15 protein-coding genes and 1 pseudogene are annotated in these 24,018 nt (G+C 39.4%); 4 read left to right on the top strand and 12 right to left on the bottom strand.

The features are described from left to right. Positions 1–192 precede the first annotated feature (192 nt). The 3 genes from RMY32_RS19640 to RMY32_RS19650 all read left to right on the top strand — a co-directional run bounded on the left by RMY32_RS19640 (position 193) and on the right by RMY32_RS19650 (position 3,572). Complete coding sequence (locus tag RMY32_RS19640) at positions 193–2,187, top strand: glycosyltransferase (RefSeq protein ID WP_322712188.1); 1,995 nt, start codon at positions 193–195, stop codon at positions 2,185–2,187. A 270-nt stretch (positions 2,188–2,457) separates the two neighbouring features. After that, positions 2,458–3,171, top strand: a complete 714-nt coding sequence (locus RMY32_RS19645; RefSeq protein ID WP_322704043.1) for a PIG-L deacetylase family protein — start codon at positions 2,458–2,460, stop codon at positions 3,169–3,171. 74 nt (positions 3,172–3,245) lie between these two features. Beyond that, entirely contained in the window at positions 3,246–3,572 is a 327-nt protein-coding gene (locus tag RMY32_RS19650; RefSeq protein WP_322704042.1) for an STAS domain-containing protein, read from the top strand. Between the two features lie 42 nt (positions 3,573–3,614). On the opposite strand, the gene RMY32_RS19655 is transcribed toward RMY32_RS19650, so the two are convergent. Continuing rightward, complete coding sequence (locus tag RMY32_RS19655; RefSeq protein WP_322704041.1) at positions 3,615–4,802, bottom strand: SpoIIE family protein phosphatase; 1,188 nt, start codon at positions 4,800–4,802, stop codon at positions 3,615–3,617. A 150-nt stretch (positions 4,803–4,952) separates the two neighbouring features. Here RMY32_RS19655 and RMY32_RS19660 point away from each other — a divergent pair, with 150 nt between their 5' ends. Further along, positions 4,953–5,381, top strand: coding sequence for an anti-sigma regulatory factor (locus tag RMY32_RS19660; protein WP_322712189.1), 429 nt, complete (start codon positions 4,953–4,955; stop codon positions 5,379–5,381). A 20-nt stretch (positions 5,382–5,401) separates the two neighbouring features. On the opposite strand, the gene RMY32_RS19665 is transcribed toward RMY32_RS19660, so the two are convergent. From RMY32_RS19665 to RMY32_RS19715, 11 genes and pseudogenes are all read right to left on the bottom strand, one after another. Next, complete coding sequence (locus RMY32_RS19665; protein ID WP_322712190.1) at positions 5,402–7,834, bottom strand: ATP-binding protein; 2,433 nt, start codon at positions 7,832–7,834, stop codon at positions 5,402–5,404. Positions 7,835–7,839: 5 nt separating this feature from the next. After that, positions 7,840–8,364 (bottom strand): Rab family GTPase, encoded by a 525-nt coding sequence (locus RMY32_RS19670; protein WP_322712191.1) that lies wholly within the window; start codon positions 8,362–8,364, stop codon positions 7,840–7,842. A 50-nt stretch (positions 8,365–8,414) separates the two neighbouring features. Then, entirely contained in the window at positions 8,415–10,595 is a 2,181-nt protein-coding gene (locus tag RMY32_RS19675; RefSeq protein ID WP_322712192.1) for an OmpA family protein, read from the bottom strand. A 125-nt stretch (positions 10,596–10,720) separates the two neighbouring features. After that, positions 10,721–11,347 carry a hypothetical protein gene (locus tag RMY32_RS19680; protein WP_409883485.1) on the bottom strand — a complete coding sequence of 209 codons (627 nt, stop codon included), beginning with the start codon at positions 11,345–11,347 and terminating at the stop codon, positions 10,721–10,723. Between the two features lie 231 nt (positions 11,348–11,578). Continuing rightward, positions 11,579–16,273 carry a response regulator gene (locus RMY32_RS19685; protein WP_322712194.1) on the bottom strand — a complete coding sequence of 1,565 codons (4,695 nt, stop codon included), beginning with the start codon at positions 16,271–16,273 and terminating at the stop codon, positions 11,579–11,581. Positions 16,274–16,501: 228 nt separating this feature from the next. Then, complete coding sequence (locus RMY32_RS19690) at positions 16,502–17,815, bottom strand: hypothetical protein (RefSeq protein ID WP_322712195.1); 1,314 nt, start codon at positions 17,813–17,815, stop codon at positions 16,502–16,504. A gap of 282 nt (positions 17,816–18,097) precedes the next feature. Continuing rightward, on the bottom strand, positions 18,098–18,310 hold the full coding sequence (locus RMY32_RS19695) for a CopG family transcriptional regulator (RefSeq protein ID WP_094351406.1): 213 nt from the start codon (positions 18,308–18,310) through the stop codon (positions 18,098–18,100). Between the two features lie 55 nt (positions 18,311–18,365). Further along, positions 18,366–18,946, bottom strand: a pseudogene (locus RMY32_RS19700) (winged helix-turn-helix domain-containing protein); the annotation flags it as partial. A 386-nt stretch (positions 18,947–19,332) separates the two neighbouring features. Beyond that, entirely contained in the window at positions 19,333–22,029 is a 2,697-nt protein-coding gene (locus RMY32_RS19705; protein ID WP_322712196.1) for an MGH1-like glycoside hydrolase domain-containing protein, read from the bottom strand. Between the two features lie 325 nt (positions 22,030–22,354). Then, a complete protein-coding gene (locus RMY32_RS19710; RefSeq protein WP_322712197.1) occupies positions 22,355–22,810 on the bottom strand; it encodes a VOC family protein in 456 nt (151 codons plus the stop codon). 87 nt (positions 22,811–22,897) lie between these two features. After that, entirely contained in the window at positions 22,898–23,869 is a 972-nt protein-coding gene (locus RMY32_RS19715; RefSeq protein WP_322712198.1) for a glutathione S-transferase family protein, read from the bottom strand. Between the last annotated feature and the right edge of the window lie 149 nt (positions 23,870–24,018).

A 24,018-nucleotide genomic window follows, 5' to 3' on the forward strand; every position in this document is an offset into this window, starting at 1 on the left:
TAGTTTTGTATAAGTCCTAGTAATCCAAAATCCTTGTAGAGATGTAGCAGTGCTATGTCTCTACATCCAGATTCATAACTCAAATCAGCAACGCCAATTTTGGATCGATCGAGAAAAATTTGTTAGTTACAAATTTAACTAGGGAATACTTATTTTGATGAGGATGCAGATACATTAATTATTGGTACTAAGATGGCTTCAGTTTCTCTAACAAACTTTCCTGGTAACAGCCGCTCATTACTCAAAAAAAGAACGCTGTTATTTCGTTATTTAGCAGAAATCAATTTAATTTTTGGTATCTGGTATTTGCAATGGCGCGTCACCCATTCGATCAATTTTGATGCCCTCTGGATTTCTATTCCTTTACTGATAGCCGAGATTTACAGTTATTTCGGTGGCGTCATGTTTGTAATTGGGTTGTGGCGACCTTTAGTCAGACAAATTAAGTCTCTCGACCAGATGACCCCACCTATACCCAGAGCCGACTGGCCAACAGTGGATGTATTTGTAACCTGTTACAATGAGCCGTCGAAAATTGTCGAAGAAACTGCCAAAGCTGCCTTAGCAATGGATTATCCGCCCATCAAGTTACGCGTTTATGTGCTGGATGATGGGAATTCGGCTGAGATGCGAGCGATGACAGAAAGATTGTGTATTGAAGATTTGCAGTCCCCACAATTACAGCTAGAAGCGGAACGGATTGATGCAGAACATGCTGGATTGTTAGAGCGTTTGAAGCAACTGGAAAATCTGACACCTAATACTCAAGCTGCCGAAAAATGGCTGCAAACATCATCAGAATCAGTGGTAAATCAGCCTGCGGTTGGATTTGTGCAAAGTTTGCGATCGCTGATTCTTTGGTTACCTCCGACTCATCCCAGTATTAGCGATTATCCGACAAAGACGCTACGCGATCGCCTCATTATAGAACGGAAAGCTTTAGAAGAAGCTATTCACAAAAAAGAACTAGAACTAGTTGATCTGGCTCGTTTTCGTTACATTGCTCGTCCGAAGACGCCTGGTGTTGCACATCATGCCAAAGCTGGCAACATCAATTATGCAATTTTTTCTGGAGAAACGTCAGGAAATTTTATTGTTACTCTAGATGCTGACCACATTCCCAAGCGAAATTTTCTCAAGCGAGTTCTGCCTTATTTCTATACCTATAATCTTTTAAACGGAAAATACGACCAGAATCAAATTGCTTTTGTACAGACCCGCCAGGATTTTTACAATATTCCTCCAGGCGATCCTTTTGGACATCGAGCAAATTTATTTTATGGGCCACTTCAACAAGGTAAAGATGGCATGAATGCTGCGTTTTATACGGGTACAAATGCGATTCTCAGACGTGAGGCATTAGTTAGTGTAGGACTGCAAAATTTTGCTGATGATTTTGCTAAAGATGAAAAACGTTTAGATGAATTTGATTTAGTTGGTGGGGTATCGAGTAATAGCATTACGGAAGATATGAATACAGCCATGCGTCTGCATAGTGCTGGCTGGAAATCTATTTACCATAATGAACTTTTGGCAGAAGGTTTAGCACCAGACGATCTCAGTTCTACTCTAAAACAGCGGTTACGCTGGGCACAAGGAACTATCCAAGTGCTAGTGAGGGAAAATCCACTGACAAAATCAGGGCTAACGTTTTGGCAAAGGTTGCAATATTTCAAGACGATGTATAGTTATTTCTCTGGTTTTGCAACTCTGGTTTTTATTTCTTGTCCAATTATCTATTTTTTTACGGACATTGTTCCAGTTAGAAGCTACGGGTCTGACTTTGCCATACACTTTTTCCCAGCTTTTATTATTAACCGTCTGACTTTTCTTACAGCTACTTGGGGCATTCCAGCTAGAGAAGTATGGCGTTCTGAACAATATGCGATCGCTTTATTTCCCTTATTAATTCAAGCTGTATGGAGTGTGTTCACAGGGCAAAAACTCAATTTCCAAGTCACACCTAAGCAGCGGCAATCCGGGATTTATCTCCGGCTTGTTTGGCCGCAGTTGGTTGTTTTTATCCTTACCATCTTAGGGATGTTATGGAGCCTTTCCCAATTCGCTATTGGCCATTTAAATAATCCTGATGTTCACCTGCTTAATGGTGCATGGGCTATTTATAATTTATTACTTTTGTGGGCGATCATCCGCGCATCTGTTTGGCAGCCTCCAAAAGAGGTTTAAAAGGTAAGTAATACCATTTTTGATTTTAGATTTTAGATTTTGGATTGTGAAATCTCCATTGGATAAGTGTTTCAGTTTTCCATCTGTCGCAATCATTTTCAAATTGGTATAAGAGGAGTGAGCAGAAGGAAGATGACTACTGATATCAATTCAAAATTCAAAATTCAAAATTAAGAAAACCAGATATAACAAGGGTTTGGGAGTATGTATCTGTTGCATTCTTTTTTTAAATTGGTATGACTTATAAATCCAGCCTAGAAAAAAACAGCTATGAACACTCATTCAGACTTAAAAAACTTTGGTCAGCGAACTGTCTTAACAATTTATGCTCATGCTGATGATGAAGTTCTACCTGCTGCTGGTACTCTCAGTCTGATGTCTAAGGCAGGATGGAATGTTCGTTGCTTAATTTTGACTGATGGCGGTCTTTCTAGTTCGCCTGTTAAGGGTACACGTTATCAAGAAGCGGATGCGGCTGGTAAAATCATCGGTGCAACTTATGAGTTTCATACACTTGAGGAGTGCAATTTCTCCACACAAGCAGTGATTAAAGTTACTGAAGAAGCTCTTGGGCGTTGGCAACCGGATCTGATTATTACTCACGCACCACAACCTGAAAAATATGGACATAGAGATCATGAAGTGTGTGCGATCGCAGTTTCTAATGTTGCTACCCGCAAAAATATACCCTTGTGGTATTCAGCACCACCTGTTTTTTTGCGTGGTTTTGAACCCAACTTTTTTGTAGATATCACCTCTGTAATTGAGGAAAAAGTTGCAGCGATCGGTTGTTATGAATCAGAGTTAAATAAAGCATTTATGCAACTTGATGCCATACTTGTTCTCTCTCGCTTCTGGGCACGTGAGTTAGGTCAAAAAGATGGCTATTTTGAAGCTTTTGAAATTTCTCGGCAATGGGTTGATGCTAGCTTTTTTATGGCAATCGCAAATAATAGTCATCAACCAGTAGTAAAACCAAGCTAATTACACAGTTTCTCTATTGCGGTTTACCTTAATTCAATGCCAAAATATAACTACCATAATGGGGGAATAAAACCATGAATTTGAGCGTAAAAGTACTAGAAATATCTGGAATTTTAGATGGAATTAGAGGTAATGAATTACGTCGTGAAGTTAGCAGTATGCTGGCAAATGGCGCTGACATTTTGTTAATTGATATGAAAGAAGTAAAGTTTATTGATAGCTCTGGTTTAGGTGCCTTAGTATCAGCAATGCAAATGGTACGAACTGCTAAAGCTAAACTGTTTGTTTGTTCAATCAGCGATCAAGTTAGAATGTTGTTTGAACTAACTAAAATGGACAGAATTTTTCAAACCTTTGCTGACAAAGATGACTTTTATCGTCAAGTATTAGCAACACAATAAGCTGTTAAACAATTCAAATGTAAGTATGCATAACTGACTATTCTAACCAAAGTTAACTTTGACTAAAGATAAGTCATCATCAAGATTGTCTTGATTTTTTAAGGTGAGAATTTTTGCTAAGAGTTGATTGAGATTACAGGTATTCTGACTATATTTGGTTAGTAAGTCAATGAATGCATCGATCCCCCAAATTTTACCATCTGACTGATTAATTTCATAAGCACCATCACTAAAAATGTATAAAGTGCTGTTTTCTTCAACCTGAAAAACAGCATCCTCAAATTTGACTTCAGGCAAAAAGCCAATTGGTAAATCTAAAGAAGTTAGCTGTTTAACTTCGATATTGTTTGTGGAGGTATTAGATAACAGTAAAGCTGGTGGATGTCCGGCGTTGGCATAAATGAGTTGACGTTTAAGACGGTGATAAACTCCATACCAGATTGTAAAGTATTTATCACCGTGCTTACTCATTTGGAAGGCATGATTGAGAGCTTTTAGGACTTCGCTTGGTTGACAAAAGTTAGTGTTTGGTAGAGATTGCGATCGCAAAACATTCTGTACGGATACCGATAGGAGGGCTGAACCCACCCCATGACCAGATACATCTAACAAATAAATTGCCAAATGATCCTCGTCAATCCAATAATGGTCGAAGCAATCACCCCCTAGCTGCGCTGAGGGAATAAACAGATTTTCTGTAGTTACTGCTCCTACAAGCGGTGAGGGTAAAAGCGATCGCACATAATCAGCGGCCTCAGCCAATTCGGCTTCCAAAATTTGCTTTTGAGTTTGCAAATCCTGATTGAGTGTCTCCAAAGCTTGCTTTTGACTTTGCAAATCCTGATTTAGCTGGTGTAACCTTAGTCCTGCTCTTACCCGTGCTTTCAATTCATTCATCTCTATTGGTTTGGAGATAAACTCATCCGCTCCCGCATCAAGTCCTCTAACTCTATCTTCTTCCTCTCCTCGAGCTGCTCCCCTAGCTGTCAATAGAATAAAAAAAGTAGTTGCCAATTCTGGATCTGTTCTAATTCGACGACACACTTCTAACCCATCTACCTGTGACATCATCCAATCACAGATAATCAGGGCAGGATGTAGCAGTTGTGCTTGGATAATTCCTTCTTCACCATTGCTAGCTACAGTAGTCTCATAACCCTGCCTTTGGAGTGTGCTTTTCAGTACTGCTCGTACTGTCGGGTCATCATCAATAACTAGAATTTTAAACATAAATTACAGTTTACTAAGTAAAATGATTGATAAATAGTTGCTTTAATTTAAGTTATATGCAATTTAGTTTTTAATGTATAGTAAAAATACTCAAATTAAATAAACTAATTAACGAATATGATGATTCCACGATATTTTATTAGTTAAGAAGTGAATAATAAAATTTATCTCCAAGTCAACACAGATTTGACAGTTTCACCTCAAGTTTTGTCTTGGTTCGAGCAGATGAATCAACCACCTATTCCCGATCAAGAAATTTGGTGGCAATGTCAAACGCTGATGATGGAAGGCTTTACTAACATTGTCGAACATGCTCACAAAAACTTACCTATTGAAACTCCAATTGAGATGGAAGCTGTGCGGTTAGATGAATACATAGAAATTCGCATCTGGTCTCAAGGTGAACCATTTGACCTACAACAGCAATTGCGCCAAACATCTGAATTTGAGGATAACAATCGAGAGCGCGGCCGGGGTTTAAAAATTATGTCCGCCATTGCCGATAAATTGAGTTATGAGCCGACAGTAGATAATCGTTACTGTTTATTTATTAGTAAATCTTACAAAAAATGCCTATGATTGCAGTAAGAAGATCGTGACTACTGACTGATGATTAAAAACTCTTGGATGCGTTTAATAAAATCTTCTAACTCTACAATTAAGTTAATAGTACCTCGACGCTCTTGGTCGATCGCTAATTGTTCTAGTTTTTCTGCTGCCAGATACATAGTTGTAACTCCCATATTGGCACTAGAACCTTTAATTTGATGAACTTGGAGCGCTATTTGCTCAAAGTCACAATCTGCGATCGCTATTTTTATGACTTCTAGACGAGGTTGAATATCTTCAACAAATATTTGTAGTAGTTCAAATTCAAATTCTGGGTTATTTTCTGAAAGTTGATGCAAGCGTTCCCAATCAATTGGGAGTTCAACTGAACCAACATTTGTTGTCGAAACTGTCTGCTTTGTGGCAACTGTTTCTTTTGCCTTGAATATTACATTTCCCCAATACTCTAGTGTCGCGGCCAAAGTTTCTTTCATCACCGGTTTGCTCAGATAGTCGTCCATTCCAGCATCTAAACACATTTGTTTGTCTTGTTTCATTGCATTAGCTGTCATTGCAATTACTACAGGACGACGACCACTAGCAAAGCTGCTTTCTTGCCAACGATGAATTTGTTTTGTGGTTTCTAAACCGTCGAGAATCGGCATTTGATAATCCATCAGAATTAAATCATAAGGAATCTTTTCTAATAGTTGCAACGCTTCTTTTCCATTATTAGCAATATCAGCACTGTAGCCGAGACTTTTGAGTTGCTTCAAGGCTATTTTCTGATTGACCAGATTATCTTCAGTTAAAAGAATTCTTAATTTATGTAAGTCAGGAGACGGGGAAGAAGACGCGGGGACGCTGAATAACTCATGACTTCTAAACGCCAGTTGCTCCACTTGTAAAGACTCGATTGCTTTTGGTATCTCCTGTTGGGAAAAGACCACACTGGCTGCTGCTGACTCCTCTGAAATCACAGAAGCGGCAATCGTAAAGTAAAATGTACTACCTGCATTCATCTCACTTTCAACCCAAATTCTGCCACCCATTAACTCGCACAGTTGCTTACAGATAGCAAGACCTAAGCCAGTACCGCCATACTGTCGAGTAATGGAGGAATTAACTTGACTGAAAGCTTTAAATAAACGCTCTAGGCGATCGCGTGGAATTCCAATGCCTGTATCTTTAATACTAAACTGAATTTCGTCAGGATTTGCAGTAGAAGAATGATTAATATCGCTATTCCTGCGGATTATAACTGAAACTTCTATACTTCCAGTTTCGGTAAATTTAATCGCATTACTGATTAAATTAATCAAGACTTGGCGCAGTCTGGTGATATCTCCCACAATCATAGTAGGAAGTTGAGGACTATCTAAAAATGTGAGTTTTAAACCTTTTTCTCTAGCTGTAGGTGCAAGCAGATAAAGAGCCTCATAAATGCAATTTCGCAAAGCAAAAGGTTCCTCTTCGAGTTCTAAGTTACCCGATTGGATTTTGGAGAAGTCAAGGAAATCGTTAATAATTTTGAGTAAGGAATTTCCACTGGTGTAAATGGTTTCAACAAAATCTTGCTGTTCAGCAGTCAATTCAGTATATTGCAACAAACCGGCCATACCAATTACCGATGCGATGGGAGTCCGAACTTCATGGCTAATCATTGCTAAGAATTCCTGTTTAGCAAGTTCTGCCTGCTTTCGTTCAGTCATATCTCGCAAAATGTAAACATAACCTTGAAAATGTTCAATTTGTGTCTTGACAATTGAGGATGAAAAAGCTATAGGAATTGTTTTACCACTTTTGGTATAACAAACGGTTTCTACTTCTTTTACTAAAAAATTTATGTCTTGACTGTGGGATATATCAATATCATCAATTATCAATGGATATTTATTGGCTTCTTCAATAACTTTTGCAATCGGTTGACCGATGAGTTCTATTTCGTTGTATTGCAATAATATTTGTGCGGCATAATTCATTTTTTTGATCTCGCCTGATAGCGTTGTCACTAACAAAGCATCCGCCATTGATGTCACAATTTGGTCAATGTATTGTTTAGAAGCCTTTAAGTTACGTAATAAAAGATTTGCTTCATTTGCACCTTGAAATAAAGATTGCTCAAGCACCATCCGTTCTGTCGCATTTTCGACAACAATGGTTAGTCGATTCCTAGAATGGTCTTCTTGGAGATTATTAGTAATACAAATGTCAATATATAAAGGAGAAAGCGTATCTTGCGATCGCATAATTCCTTTTAATTCAAAATTATCTTGTTTTCCCTGGAGAATTGCATCAAAAACATCTTCCAGTCCCTCTAATTCTGGAAACACAATCCGAACATCCTGACCTAGCTTTACTTCATTAGGAAGCTCGGCAAAATGATTTAATCCCAAAGACATCTCTAGAATTTTTAAGTTTTCATCAATTATCAAATATTCAATGCCACATACAGCTAATAGGTTTGTAAAAAATGAATTCATCTTAATTAAATTAAACGAGTGGCTAAAGCTTGAAATATTTTATCAACATTATTACCAGTTTTAGCTGAGGTTACATAAGTGTCTAATATATTAGCTTGATTAGTAAATTGATGCATTTCCCGAATTTTTTCTAAATATTCGGCTGCAATCATATCTGATTTGTTCAGTGCAACAACAATATAGCTGTTAGGATTAACAGCTAAAAAAGTTTGAATATGCTCTTGGATATGATTGAGGGTTTCTGCTTGTGTCACATCACCGACTATCACAGCACCTTTAGAACCTTGAAAATAATTTTTAGCAACTGCTTTAAACTTATTACTACCTTCAATATCCCAAATTATTAACTGTAAGTTTGGTTCAAAAAGTAGCTCTTGTTTTGAAATAGTAACCAATTTCCGAGAAATTTTTACTCCTACAGTTGAAAGATATTCATCACTAAACTGACACTCTACAAATTGGCGAATCAGACTAGTTTTCCCAACACCAAAATCACCAAATAAGCATATTTTTTTAGAGATTGTAGACATAGTTTAAGGAAAGTAGAGAATGTTTTATCAAAATCATAACTACTATAAACTTAAAATTGCTTGTTTATCGCTTCTAGAGCGACACAACGACTTAACCACAAAGGTTGAGTTTCATCAATTCCTGGTGGTAAATTTGTCCTACCAATGACCTGTAGACGAGATGGCTTGATGTCTAATTTAATCAGTGCTTGTTGTACAGCCTTTGCTCGCGCCAGTGCCAATTTTTGAGATTTGTTCGCGCCAGTACGGTCACTATAACCAATGATTTTTAAATGCTTATTTGGGTGCTGTTCGAGGAAAAACTTGACCTGTTGAACCTTGTACGCTAAATCTGTTCTCATTAAATTAGCTGAGTTGGGTTGAAAGTAAAATCGAACTTCAATCTGTGGGGGTTCTACTCGCACCGCACTAGACACAGATTTGACGCCGGGAATTTGTGCAAATGCATTTGCAATAATCTGAGCATCTACAATTTGGCTGACAGTTCCTTCAACAGCTACTTTACCAGCGATATATTGAGCGGAAATTGCTATATCGTTAGTCTGATTTAAAACTGCTGTAACTCGTTTGACTTCAGCAGCAGCTAATACGGGATCTGCTGGTACTTCTACTAATAAAATTTGATTGTCAATCAACCAATTAGGAGAAGTGATTTTGACAGTTTGCTCGGCTTTCTGGCGAAGAAGTTGATTAGGTAATCGTCCTGTTAGTTTTATTTTGTCGTGTTCTACTTGTACAGTGAGCCGATATACGGCTAGTTCTGGAACAGAAGTTAGAGCCAACGAAGCTTGATTTTCAATGGTATGTATAACTCCACTACGGTATTGCCAAATACCCCAAGGAATTAAAATGGTACCGATAAATGTTAAGACTAATATCTGTAGTGGCGAGATTTTCGCTTTCTTTTTATCCGGAATATCTGAATTCTTTAGCTCTTCTAGAAGTGTATGAATTTCAATAGGAATTAAATCTGGATCGCCGTCAAACTTTTCAATTATATTACCATGTATTTTTATAATTTTGCTGAATGTTTGCCGCATTTTCCAAATAAAATTTTTGCTTGGTTCTCCTCGCACAACAATCGCTAAATAACAGTATCCGGCAACTTCTAAAATTATTTTAGATGTTCCATATTCAATTGCATCTAATTCTGTTATGCTTCCAGATTGATTGATACAATCATTGGCAAAGCTACGAATTGCTGTCAGCATTCCTGCTACCATTTCAGCCTCTAGCTGCTCTACATGAGAGTGCTGAATATCTGAGATAACTAAACCAGATGTTTTATGAATCAAGAAAATGGCTTGAATTGTAAATGGCAGAGCTTCTTTAAGAATTAATTCTGCTTCTGAAACTCCCTGTAGCTTGGCACGAATTTTACGTTTAATACCTTCAACGCTGAGGGTTTCTTCAACTTGTCGGTTAATGGCACGGATTGTCTCTGCCATATATTTGGCTATGGTACTACCAATAACTGGGTAGAGTGCATCCACCACAATATTCTGCTCAATTTCAATTTGCTTTTTTATGGCTCGTCCCATTGCCGGAGCGATCGCATCTGAAACTTCTTCTGGAGCTATAATAATTTGCTGAGAAATAGCTAGAGGAATTACAGGTGCGATCGCTGTACTCATACTAATTTTATTTTGTTCAGTGCGACTGCGGATAGTCTCATCAATGATCGGAGCAATTATTTGGACAATTTCCTCTCTTGACTCTGTAATCTTCAGCCTTAAAAGTTCAGAAATCCACGGTAGTAGTAGATTTATTAACTCTTTAGGATCGTAAATTTGATGCTCTATTTTTGTTAATTTTTGTTCCAAATTATCTGTAATATTGTTTATTTCTGTTAGCTCATATCCGACTAATATCTCCCGTAATTTTTGCAATGCATCTTCTGAGTTGTCTAATTTTTCCTCAAATTCTGTAAATATTCCAATAGATTCTTCTAATTCTTCTTGAGTAGTTTGTGAGTAATTAGATATATCTTGAGGAAAATTAAAATCCGATTCTAAATAAGCTTCACATACTTCTAATGTCACTGGAGGAAGTTGCAGTAATTCAATTTCTTCTGGAATATACTCATTACTCTTATCAGTTTCTGATGGTAATAAAGGAGATTGCTCAGGGGATTCGATAATTTTGAGATCGATAAGCAAATGCAGCAAATTGTCAAGCTGCATAGCTGTTTCTGACTTCAACTCAACAGATTGAGAAACCGAATTTTCCACCTGAGTTATCCTTTTTAGAGTGCTGAGTTAGAGGTTGTGAGTTAGAGGTTATGAGTTTGGAGTCATTATCTCCTTCATATCTCTTTACTTTCTGACTTGATTATGAATTTAATTCTGCTGTACTGTTAGAGTGAGTTAACACTTACTTTTGATAACTTTGTAGTTTCTAAAAGCGGTACAGCAGTATATTCATCGCTGCGTTCATTGGCTGCTTCTCGCAATTTAGGAATAAATTCAGTTTCTTTCAGACGCATTCCCAAGGCAAACAAAGTTTCAGCCATATCGTCTTTAGAAACTTTCGTGTCTGTCAGCTGTGAGAAGCGCCGATCTATTTCTTCTAAAATCAGATCCCGTAATGCCGTAACATCATCTTGTAATTGGACTTTAGTTTGAAAGATTTCATCTCGAATCGAGGTAGTTTGGCTATCTAAGGTTTCATCAAGCGACTGAACGCTGCTAGAGAACTTTTTATTAAGTCTATCAACCTGTTGCCGTAAGTCAAGAGTTTCTTCTTGAGTTGCGAGGTTCAGTGATTTCAGCTTTTTATCCAGCGACTCAAATCCCGCTTTTAGTTCGGCTGAAAAGTTGGACTTGAGTTGCTCAACATGCAATCGTGTCTGTTGTTGCAGGAGAGATACATCTGACTCCAGCTTGCTAAATCGATTTTCGTACTCTCTTAGCTGGGTTCCAAGAATAATATCGCGGATCTGATCGATATTACCAAGTCTTTCTCGTACATCGTCTCTATTCATTTGACTCATTAGGAAAACCTCACTTTTGGGGAATCAATTTGGAAATAATAGATGATGTATTTAACTGACATTTAGGCTAAAAATTATTAGCTTATGATGCAGCTAACTCACCGAATATACTTTGTTATTATTCCCAATCGGTGACAATTTATATCTGAAAAATAGGAAATTAGTAATGAGAAATGTAAAATAAGTGTTGAGCCAGTGAATTTATTAATAAATATTATTATTTCAGGTTGTGGCTTTACTATCTTGACAATTTAAAAAATCTTGGATGCGTTTAATAAAGTCTTCTAACTCTACGATTAAGTTACTAGAACCTCGACGCTCTTGGTTATAAGCTAGTTGTTCTAGTTTTTCGGCTGCCAGATGCATGGTTGTAACTCCCATATTGGCACTAGAACCTTTAATTTGATGACCTTGAAGTATTATTTGCTCAAAGTCATGAGCTGCGATCGCTATTTTAATTAACTCTAGACGAGGTTGAATATCCTCAACAAATATTTGCAGTAGTTCCAATTCAAATTCTGGGTTGTTTTCCGATAGTTGGTGTAAGCGTTCCCAATCAATTGGGAGGTTAACTGCACCGACATCTGTTGTAGAAACTGTTTGCTCTGTAGCAGTTGTTTCTTTTGCCTCGAATATCACATTTCCCCAACGCTCTAGTGCTGCCGCCAATTTTTCTTTGATTACTGGCTTGCTCAAATAGTCATCCATTCCGGCATCTAGACACATTTGTTGGTCTTGTCTCATGGCATTAGCTGTCATTGCAATTACCACAGGACGATAACCACTAGCAAAGCTGTTTTCTTGCCAACGATGAATTTCTTTTGTGGTTTCTAAACCATCGAGAACTGGCATTTGGCAATCCATCAGAATTAAATCGTAGGGAATTTTTTCTAATAGTTGCAAAACTTCTTTCCCATTACCAGCAACATCAGCACTATAACCCAGACTTTGAAGTTGTTTCAAAGCAACTTTCTGATTCACCAAATTATCTTCAGCTAAGAGAATTCTTAATTTGTGGTAGTTAGGAGAATAATAGTTGCGGTTGTTTTCAGAATTTTTCAGTTTTAAATCCTGACTTCTGACTTCTAACTCCTGAATTATGACTTCTGTCTCCTCTTCTGGCTGCGTTCCTAAAATAGTCACGATCGCATCGAGGAGTCGGGACGGCTTAATCGGTTTGACTAAATAAGCCGCAAATCCTATTTTTAGCGCTCGTTGGATTTCATCGCGTTGATTAGTAGAGGTAAGCATAATTAAAGGTAGCCCAGCGATCGCTGAATTTGCTTTAATTTGTTCTCCTAAAGTCATGCCATCTATTTTTGGCATCTGCATATCAATCACAGCTATGTCATAGAAATTTTTTTGCTTGGCGGCTTCTTGAATAGCTTTGAGGGCAGTAGTAGCCGAGGCTGCTTGATCCACCAGCATTCCCCAACGAGTAGCTTGATGGTAGATGATTTTGCGATTAGTAGCATTATCATCCACCACTAACAAGCGGCGATTGAGCAAAAGTTCGCGTTCGCCTTCTAAAGAAATAGAGTCAAGTTGCATGGCAAGAGTTACTTCAAACCAAAACTTAGATCCTTTCCCCAAGCGACTTTCTACACCCATTTCTCCTCCCATCAAGCTTACCAGTTGCTTGCAGATGGCTAATCCCAAACCTGTGCCGCCATATTTCCGGGTGGTGGAAGCATCTACTTGGGTAAATGGCTTAAAGAGTTTGGATTGATCTTCAGGGGTAATGCCAAGACCGGTATCTACGATCGCAAAATAGATAGTAGCTGTAGTCAAGGAAAGCGATCGCAATTCTGCTCGTAATACTACCTCACCCTTGCTGGTGAACTTGATTGCATTGCTAATCAGGTTCATGAGAATTTGTCGCAAGCGGCCGGCATCGCCTTGGAGGTGGGTGGGGACGTTGCTGTAAATTAATCCTGCAATTTCTAATCCCTTATGATGGGCAGAGGGAGCCAATAATTCCAATACTTCTTCTACACAGGTAGATAAGTCAAAATCTAGAGTTTCTAGTGCCATTTCCCCAGCCTCTAGTTTGGAAAGATCCAAAATTTCGTTGATCAGGCTTAAGAGAGCATCACCACTAATGCGAATTGTTTCCATAAAATCCCGCTGCTCGGAATTTAGGGGAGTTTCTAACATTAAGCTTGTCATCCCCAATACAGCATTCATGGGAGTCCGAATTTCATGGCTCATGTTGGCCAAAAAGGCACTTTTGGTTTGGGAGGCTAATTCAGCTTGGTGACGAGCAATTTCGAGTTCTCGTCGTTGTTGAGTTTCTGCATCTAACATTTGGGCTTGGGCTAAGGCAATACCTACTTGGTCAGCTATTTGCCGTAAAAGATGAGTTTCAAAGCTAGACCATTGGCGGGAACTGCCGCACTGATGGACAATCAGCAAACCGCAGAGTTCTTCTTTGACAAGAATGGGTATGACTAAATTACACTGGACTCCAAATTGTTGCAGTAATTCGAGATGGTTTTTTTGGACTTCAGCTATATCCAAGTCAGCAAGCCCCAGATTCGGTTTTTGACGGTACTGTTGTAGATAGTACTGCTGGATGTATTCGGCTTGAAAGTAAGCATTGACTAGCTCTTTCTCTTTAATTGCTAGCCAGCCAGAAATTACTGCCTCAACCACGGTAGCTCCAGAGCCATCAGCCAAAGGCTGATAAATCAAAACTCGATCGCTATGGAGAATTTTTTGAACCTCGGTGACAGTGATTTGGAGAATTTCTTTGATTTGCAAAGACTGACGAATCTTGAGGGTGATTTCAGTAAATAGTTGCGATCGCAAGTTTTGACGTTGGAGTTGTTCTTCTGCCTGCTTGCGCTCAATAAACTGCCCTACTTGCTCGCCAATCAAATTCATGACTTTTGCCAAATCTGGGTCAGCTTGCTGGATTTTATGGCTAAAGCAGGTAATCACACCGATGATTTTTTTACCACTACAGATCGGAAAACCGAAAGCTCCGTGCAGTTGTGCTTCGGCAGCGATTTGAGAGCGGATAAAACTCCGATCTTTAACGACATCAGCGATCCAAACAGGTTCAATACTAGCCCAGACACGACCAGGCAGCCCAATTCCTGGTGCAAATGTAATCTGCCGACTGAGGATGTCAAACTCTTGCATCTCAAAGGAGATTTTATACCATGAATTTAGCAAAGACAGTAGATTTGCTCGCCCATCTACCATCCAAAATTCACTAAAATCCCATCCCAAACTTTCGCAAATTCCTTGCAAGATTTGGGGCATGGCTTCGTTGATTGTGGTTGACTCTGCTAAGATCCGGGTTGTAACATACTCTGCTTTGAGATGCTGTTCAGTTCGTTGGCGTAAGCGAAGTTCTTCAAAGACATCGCTGATGTCAATACCTGTAGCAACAATGTATTCAACGTGCCCCTCATAGTCTTTCAAGGTAGTGTTAGTCCAAGAAATGAGCCGCCGGCTGCCATCCTTAGTTACCCAATAGTTTTCGTATTCTATGGGCGCTTCACCAGATCGCAACTGCTCAAAAACTGCTTTAATCGGCTCTACCTGTTCAGGAAGTAGAAACAGGTTCCAGAAATGCCTTCCTTTCACCTCATCAAATGAGTAACCAGTAATTTGTTCGCAAGCTTGATTGAAGCGAACGATTTGCCCTTTTGTGTCAAGAACTATTACCAAAGCACTGGTTGTATTCAGGACTGTTGAGATAAAGTTGCGTTCTTGATTCAGTGTTTCTTCTGTTAATTTCCGCTCTTTTCCTTCACGGTAAATAAAGTAGTAGACTATAGCCAGAATCAAAAAACTTAAACAAATCGCGATCGCCAGTGTCAAAACCGTGTTGTTAGCACTGGCTTTTGCAGCTTGTGACTGCTGTTGAAGCAACCTTCTATCCTGATTTTCTATTTCATGGACGATCTTGCGGATATCATCCATGAGATGTTTTCCTTGATTTGTCTGGATTAGCTGCAACGCCGCCTCGAATCCCTGATTTTGACGTAGGTATATAGTCTGCTTGAGTATGGCAAGTTTTGCAGCTATCAGAGATTCAAGGGTTGCGAACTGCTTTTGTTGGTTAGGTTGATCTGCAATTAAATCTTTCAGTTTTACAATTTTGCGATCGATGTTTCCAACTACTGCTTGATAAGGTTCTAGATAACTTTCTTGTCCAGTGAGGATGTAACCGCGTTGTCCAGTTTCAGCATCTTTCATCTCAGACAGTAATTCTTCTAGTTGATTGATTTTCTCTTGAGTTATTTGTACTTGTTTATTCGTATCAATCAATATACATGTGTTTTGATAAGAAATCACGCCAATCAAAACTAAAACTGCCGATGCTAACCCAAACCCTCCAGCTATCCTTTGAAAAAATTGTTTGCGTGTCTTCTGGGACTGTTTGCGTGTATCACTTGCCAATACCAAACTTGCTAAATTGCGGCGCATTTCTAGTTGCTTAATTACCTGGCGACCAATAATTCGTAATGCTTCAACTTGTTCTGGAGAGAGGTTTCTTGGTACACGATCGATTACACAAAGTGTTCCTAGTGCATATCCTTCAGGGTTAGTTAGCGGTACTCCAGCATAAAACCGAATATTCGGGTCAGAGGTGACAAGGGGGTTTGTTGCAAACCTTTCGTCAACTGTTGCATCAGATACAACAAAAACTTCAGGTTGCAGAATAGCATGGGCGCAGAATGCCAAATCACGGGGTGTTTGTAGGGTATCCAAACCGACTTTTGACTTGAACCACTGACGATTAGTATCAATTAAGCTGATTAAGGCAATGGGAGTTCCACAAATATATGAGGCTAAACGGGTGAGGTCGTCAAAGGCTGCTTCCGAAGGAGTGTCGAGTATTTTATACTGCAAAAGAGATTCGATTCGCTGTGTTTCGTTATCAGGTAATGGTGCTTTCATTCTCCAGCCTTATACCATTTTGGATTTATAAAACAGAATTCAGAATCCAGGAGTTAGAACTTAGAAGTTAAAATTAAGAATCCTTTGATAGTCAAAGTTGATAATTTTCAAAAAATCAAAAATATATAGCGCGCTTGATTCTATATTCATTCTGAATTCTGACGCCTTGGCAAAGCGTCTTTGGCTTTGCTCCTGAATTCTGAATTCTGACTTTTGAATTCTTTTTTGTTAAAACTTGACCCGCAACTGTCCTGTGAAGGAATTACCACCGTAGGCGCTTCCACCAGTTTCTTGATTGCGGACATTACTAAAGCTATAGCCCAAGTCTGCTTCTATACTTGGCGACAGTTTTACCGTACAGCGCGTTTGATAGGTATTGGCGTTGTCAAATTCTCCTTTAAGTCGCTGCCGTCCTAAGTTGGCAGCAAGGCGACAGCGTAAGAATTGTGCAATATTTCCCTCCCAAGCTACCTCACCGTTGTAAACTAGAAAATCTGGTGGAGAAAAATAACCGCTTGTGCGTTCTAAATCGCGATCGTAACTCCAAGTGAATAAGTTAGCTGCCAAAGAAAATTGTCCGAATTTGCGCTCTAACCTACTAAAGGACTGCACATCGGAATTACCATCGTTGTAATTACCCAAACGCAATGACGAAAATAAGCTGGTATTACGGTCAATCTGCCAGTATAAATCAGGCCCAAATCGCCAAGCAGTAATTTGATTGTCTAAAGTTCGAGCATTAGATTTATAAGGCCCTTGTTCTAAATTACCTGATATTATTACTACCGATAGCAATCGACCTGATGACGAAACTCGCGGCGGCGAAATGGGAGCATCCACTTTAACATTGAGATTGATAGCTGTGGGTAAACGATTGAACACATCGACTCCAGCTGCTGTTAGTAGAGTCACTTGTCCAATTTTTCCTTGCCATCCAACTTGCAAAGGAAAATTGGTAATTGATTCAACACCGCGTTGCTCAAAGAAGTTAAAACCTGTCTTGAAAAATATTTTATTGCCATTTCTCAATCGAAACTGAGCTGTTGGTTCGAGGAAAAAATTTGTTTGGCCAAAGTTGTCTGTCTCATAGTGATAGTCCGTATCAATACTTTCCAAAACTGCATCCGGCGTTTTTGCTTCGGTGGCAGTTGTTGGCGGACTAGAATTCTGCTGTGGTGCTTCGGGTAGTGGTGGCGGACTAGAATTCTGCTGTGGTGCTTCGGGTAGCGATGGTGGTAATCGCAAATCAGGATTGAAGTTTTCCGGTGCCGCCAGCAAAATAGGTGTTAGTTGTAATCGATAGGGGAGTGGTTTTGAGTATTGCTCTGCTGACTCAGGATTTACTGTGGTGACTTGCTCAGTCAATCCTAAAGGTGATTTCCAGGTCTGATGTGCTTGGGCTGCTTGTAATTTAGCTTCTGATAATATCCAAATACCTAAGCTACAGATTACTCCCAATTGAATCTGTAGGCATCCCAAAAGAAATACAGCGTACAAACTATATCGAGAAACAAAGAGATAAGGTCTAAAACTAGATACCATCGGTTGATACTATATTTGTAAATGCAAAATTTGCTGCCAAATAGTTTTCTGGCTGCTAGCTGATGTATTCGGACTGGGATTATGATGCCCATAATCGATGCTTGTTAAAACATAGGAAAGGCAAAAGGCGTAAAGGCCTTAATTTGGCGGGATATAGAAGTTCCCAGGTGCATAAAGTACATATCAAAACCTCACCCCCAACCCCTCTTTTTATCAAGAGGTTGGGGGTGAGGTTAAGCTGTAGCTGATTCTGATTAAGAAACGCTATATTCGAGTCGATAGTTAGTGTGATTTTGACGAACTGCCAACAGTGATTTTTGAGTCTGCTGTTCCCATCTCAGAGTTTTCAGCATTGTCAACCTCAAGACTTCGGAGTAATTCTCGAATTACATCTGTTGCTGGTCTTCCTGTAAGAGTACAGTATTGTTCAAGTTTCTTCATTTCCTCGGTTGTGAGATTTACTGTCAGTCGTTTAACAGCCCATTTTTTCTTCATAATTCTCTTTGATTTTGAATATGTTGCTTTTCTTGAAATCACCAAGTCATTACGATTACTCCCGTAGTGCATAGCCTACACCACGGACTGTATGAATCAAACGTCTTTCATTATTTTCTTCTAACTTGAGTCGCAAATAACGAATATATACTTCAATAATATTAGAATCAGCCATGAAATTGTAACTCCAAACTTTCTCTAAAATTTGATCTCTAGTAAATACTTGACGGGGATGTGAAAGGAGATATTCTAATAAGTCAAATTCTTTTGCTGTTAACTGAATGCTTCGTTTTTCCCGAAATACTTCACGAGTGCGCTTATTTCAGCTTAAATCTTCAAATTGCAACAAATCTTCGTCTGTTTCTTGCGTGCGCCGCAGATGAGCGCGAATTCTAGCTAATAGTTCCTCAATGCTGAAGGGCTTAACTACATAATCATCGGCTCCTGCATGTAATCCGGCGACGCGTAGACGCTTTGCGGCTTGCCGTAGGCATCGCTAACTTCATCTTTTGCTGTCAACAAAATCACTGGTACTGTACTATCTGTTGTTCGCAAACGCCGACAAATTTCCAAACCCGTCAACCTTGGAAGCATCCAATCTAGAATTGCTAAATCTAGTGAGGAGTCTCGCGTGAGAATTACCTTAAGGATTTGGCGTTGCTGAATCAAGGGATGATTCTTGTAGGGTGGGCGGAAAAGCCCGTCCCTTGTATTTTAAGGACGGGCTTTTCGGGCCATCCCACAAAACTAGAAAAATCATCTCGCAAATATGCAACGCCAAAATTTATAGCAAGGGACTGGGGACTGGTGACTGGGGATTGGGTGAAAAGTCTTGTTGTGTCTAAGTTTTATCATCTGTTAATGTCCTAACCACCAAGGCTTGTGCTATAATTATATTTTTTATATTTCTAGCTTGATTGAACGCAGATATTAAAAAGAAATCTTGCTATTTAACCAGAAAGAATAAAGGCAAATAACAAGTCTTTTGAATGAGGATGAGATAGGAGTGGGTTTAGATGTCTTTACCTTATTTTATCCTTCTCTATTTCTAGTTCTTGATGCTGTGCTTCATATTCACCAAATTGCTGGATTAATTTCGCAACTAAACCTGTCCAGCCAGTTTGATGACTAGCGCCAATTCCGGCTCCGTTATCACCATGAAAATACTCATAGAATAAAATTAGATTTTGCCAGTGTGGATCGTTTTGAAACTTTTGCATTCCACCATAAACAGGACGTTTACCAGAGTCATTTTGCAAGAAAATTCTGGTTAATCGTTGAGATAATTCTGATGCAATTTCCCAAAGTGTCATCATTTGACCAGAACCTGTCGGACATTCCACTTTGAAATCGTCTCCTAGATAATAATGAAACTTTTGCAGAGATTCAATTAGGATGAAATTCACCGGAAACCAAACGGGACCGCGCCAGTTAGAGTTACCACCAAATAAACCACTACTAGATTCAGCCGGTTCATAATCGACTCGAAATTGCGAACCATTAACATCAAAAATATAAGGATTTTCAGCATGAAATCGAGAAAGTGCTCGAATGCCATAAGGGCCAAAAAACTCGCTTTCATCCAGCATTTTTTGCAGAATACTTCTGAGCTTATCTCTAGAAACGATCGCCAGTAATCTCCTCGCCCCCACTCCTTTGGTTTCCATACAAGCCACATTTTGCCGCAAGTCAGGACGGTTTTGGATGAACCATTCCAATCGCTTTTTAAAACCAGGAAGCACTTTTAAAGTTTCTGGTTCAATAGTTTCAATGGCAAATAGAGGAATTAAACCTACCATTGACCTGACTTTTAAGGTAATTTGTCGTTCAGGTAAATGCAGCACATCGTAGTAAAATCCATCGGAATCATTCCACAAACTGGCTTCTATTTCGCCGATGTTATTCATAGCATCGGCAATGTAAAGAAAATGCTCAAAGAACTTGGTAGCAATGTCTTCGTAAACAGGATTAGTCTTGGCTAATTCTAAAGCGATCGCTAACATATTTAAACAATACATTCCCATCCAACTGGTACCATCAGATTGGTCAATATGTCCGCCAGTAGGTAAAGCTGCACTGCGGTCAAATACGCCAATATTATCTAAACCGAGAAATCCACCTTGAAAGACGTTATTACCCTGAGTATCTTTGCGATTTACCCACCAGGTAAAATTGAGCATTAGTTTCTGAAATACCCTTTCTAAAAACTGTCTATCTGTTCGTCCGTAAATCTTCTGCTCAATCTTGTAAATTCGCCAAGTTGCCCAAGCGTGAACAGGTGGATTCACATCACCAAAAGCCCATTCATAAGCAGGAATTTGCCCGTTAGGATGCATGTACCATTCCCGTGTTAAAACATCCAACTGATACTTAGCAAAATCAGGGTCAATCATTGCCAAAGGAATAGTATGAAATGCCAAATCCCAAGCTGCAAACCAAGGATATTCCCACTTATCGGGCATAGAAAGAATATCTTTATTGTAGAGATGAAACCATTCCCGATTTCTCCCTTGTTGGCGTTCTGGAGGTGGTGCTGGTGTATTGCGATCGCCTTTCAACCAATCCTCTACAACATAGTGATAATATTGTTTACTCCACAACATTCCAGCAAATGCTTGTCGTTGCACATTTCGCATATCTTCACTGAGAGGAAATGGTGTAACGCGCTGGTAAAATTTATTTGCTTCCTGTTGTCGTTCCCAAAAGATTATATGGAATTCTTTGCCAAATGGCTCAACTAAATTAGGTACATCACTCAATCGCAATTTAACGATTTTAGTTTCACCTGCACCAACTGTCAACAAATAATCGACAGATGCTTTAGTACCAACTTTATTTGGGTTTATTGCCTCTTTTTTACCCTGAACAATGTAATCATTAATGCCATCTTTGACATAGGCAGACGAATTAGAATAGCCAAACAATCGCTGATAATTTGTTTCATTTTCTGTAAAGAGAATTTCGTTTGCTTCTTGACAATACAGCCATCTTTTACCTAAAGTTGGATGAAACGCCTCAATTAAATTAAAGCCATTACCAGATTCGCTTTGTTTTAAAGTCGGTTTGTTAGTATCTCCATTCCAACACCAAGTGTTACGAAACCAGAGAGTAGGTAATAGGTGTAGGGTTTTTGCTTCCGATCCTCGGTTGATTACTTTTATTTGGATGAGAATATCTTCAGGATCATTTTTGGCATATTCGATAAAGACATCAAAGTAACGATTTTCATCAAATATACCTGTATCTAGTAATTCAAATTCTGGTTCTTGGCGATTTCTGTGTTGATTTTTTGCAACCAATTGGGAGTAAGGAAAGGCTTTATGGGGATATTTGTAAAGCGCTTTCATATAAGAATGGGTAGGAGTATTGTCTAGATAAAAATAATATTCTTTAACATCTTCCCCATGATTTCCTTCGCTACCAGTTAGACCAAAAAATCTTTCTTTGAGAATAGAATCTTCGCCATTCCAAAGTGCGATCGCAAAACAAAGTCGTTGATGATTATCAGAAATGCCAGCAATGCCATCTTCACCCCAACGGTAGGCGCGAGAACGAGCCTGATCGTGGGTAAAATAGTCCCAGGCTGTACCGTTGTGACTGTAATCTTCGCGCACCGTTCCCCATTGGCGATCGCTTAAATATGGCCCCCATCTGCGCCAATGAGCTTTGTGAGTTAGGGCTTCTGCTAATCTAATTTCTTCTTGGGTTAAAATTGTCATAATATCACCCTATGCATATCTGTATTTTAGTCCAGTTAATTTGCTATCTGGAGTATATAGCAGAAGGCAGAAGGCAGCTATGCTGAAGGCAGGAGGTAAAACATTACTATTCCTAACATCCATGCTTTCAAGATGTCCTAACTTTTAATTCGCTTGCTATACTTTTTCTACCTAAGATAGGGCTGAAGTTATAATTAATAATTGATAGTAAAACTGGTATACTAATAAAATTTGCGATCGGACGATCGCAAGTTGAAAATAAGCAGACGAAATCGACACTATTAATTAACTATGAACAGCGAAGGGGACTAATGGTAACTTCAACCTATTGGTTGATAGTCTCTAGATATGGTCGCGGTTGGTGAAAACCCTGAAGTGAAGCATCGACGATGAGACAAACTTCGATATGCATACCATCAGGATCGGAAAATGATAAATTAAGTACTGGGCCAAGGTCAGCGATCGCGCCATCACTCACACCTCGATCTATCAGTTTGCGGCGGATAATCTGGAATGCTGAATCTGTTGGGGCATTCAAAGCTAAGTGGTCGATGTGTCCTCGTCCAAACATATCCGGTAATCCAGAATTATGAATATTATTAGGCATCTCTGCTGCGTGAAGTACGCTCTGCGATCCAGCTAGCAGAAGTGCGTGACGAAAGGCTGGGGTCGTCTCTTGGAAGATTACTGGCATCTCGAATACATCAGTATAGAAGTCGATAAAGCGGTCGATATCTGCTGTCACCACTGCAACATGGTGGATACCTGATACAAGGCTCATGGTGTTACTCCAGTTGGATTGTGCAATTTTTTTTCTATGAATTAGAGAGCGATAACTTCTTTAGGAGACGTTTTAGTGAAGCGATGTCTACGACGGGCTTACGCCTACGCGATCGTGCTGTTGGTCAAAATCAACGCTCGGCCCCTTCGGCACAATTCGATTTGGATTAATATCAGTCATACTCATGTAATAGCCGCGTTTGGTGTAGTCTAGATTGCAAGTCGCTTTGAACTCAGGACGCTGATATAGGTCTAGTAGATAATTCCAGAGATTTGGATAGTCAATCATTCGCCGCAAATTGCATTTAAAGTGACCGTAATACACTGAATCGAAGCGATACAGAGTAACAAACATACAAATATCGGCTTCAGTAAGTTGATTGCCACATAAATATCGTTGCTGGCTGAGAATGGCTTCCCATCGATCTAAACTCTCGAAAAGTTCAGTTACCGCATCTTCATAGGCTGCTTGCGAAGTCGCAAAACCAGCGCGATACACACCAACATTGATTGGTAGATAAATTGCATTGATCGTTTCATCAATCTGATGCTGTAAGTCGCGTGGGTATAAGTCTATTTTTTGTGTTGCCAATTCCCCAAACTCTACATCAAACATCCGCATGATTTCGCGAGATTCGTTATTGACGATTGTTTGAGTTTGCTTATCCCACAATACCGGAACAGTAACTCGTCCTGTGTATTTGGGATCAGCTTTCAAATAAATATCTTGCAAATATTTCGTGTGATTTACCCAGTCAGGAATAGCTCCCGGTGCTTCAGAAAACATCCATCCCTTGTCGCTCATAATCGGATCGACGATAGAGACTGAGATTGCATCATTCAAACCTTTGATTTCTCGCATAATTAAAGTGCGATGCGCCCAGGGACAAGCTAAGGAAATGTAGAGGTGATAGCGCCCTGCTTCTGCCTTAAACCCACTAGAACCATCGGCGGTGACGCGATCGCGAAATGTTGTCGGCGTTTCCTTGAACTTACCATTGGGATCTGATTTATTCCCATTGGTTGTCCATTTGCCTTCGATCATCATTCCTGACGCCATAATTTCCTCCTAATAACCCAAGTTGCGGGTTATCAAGCTGTGGGTACTTTGCACTTGAATAGTCGTGCGCTCGTTCAGGACGAAGTGGCGGTTGCACGTCGCGCAACCGCCACCTCAATTAACTCAAAAATACAGATACTGAATTAGAT

Origin of the sequence: Nostoc sp. ChiSLP03a (assembly GCF_034531215.2) — a bacterium.
Lineage (GTDB): Bacteria > Cyanobacteriota > Cyanobacteriia > Cyanobacteriales > Nostocaceae > Nostoc.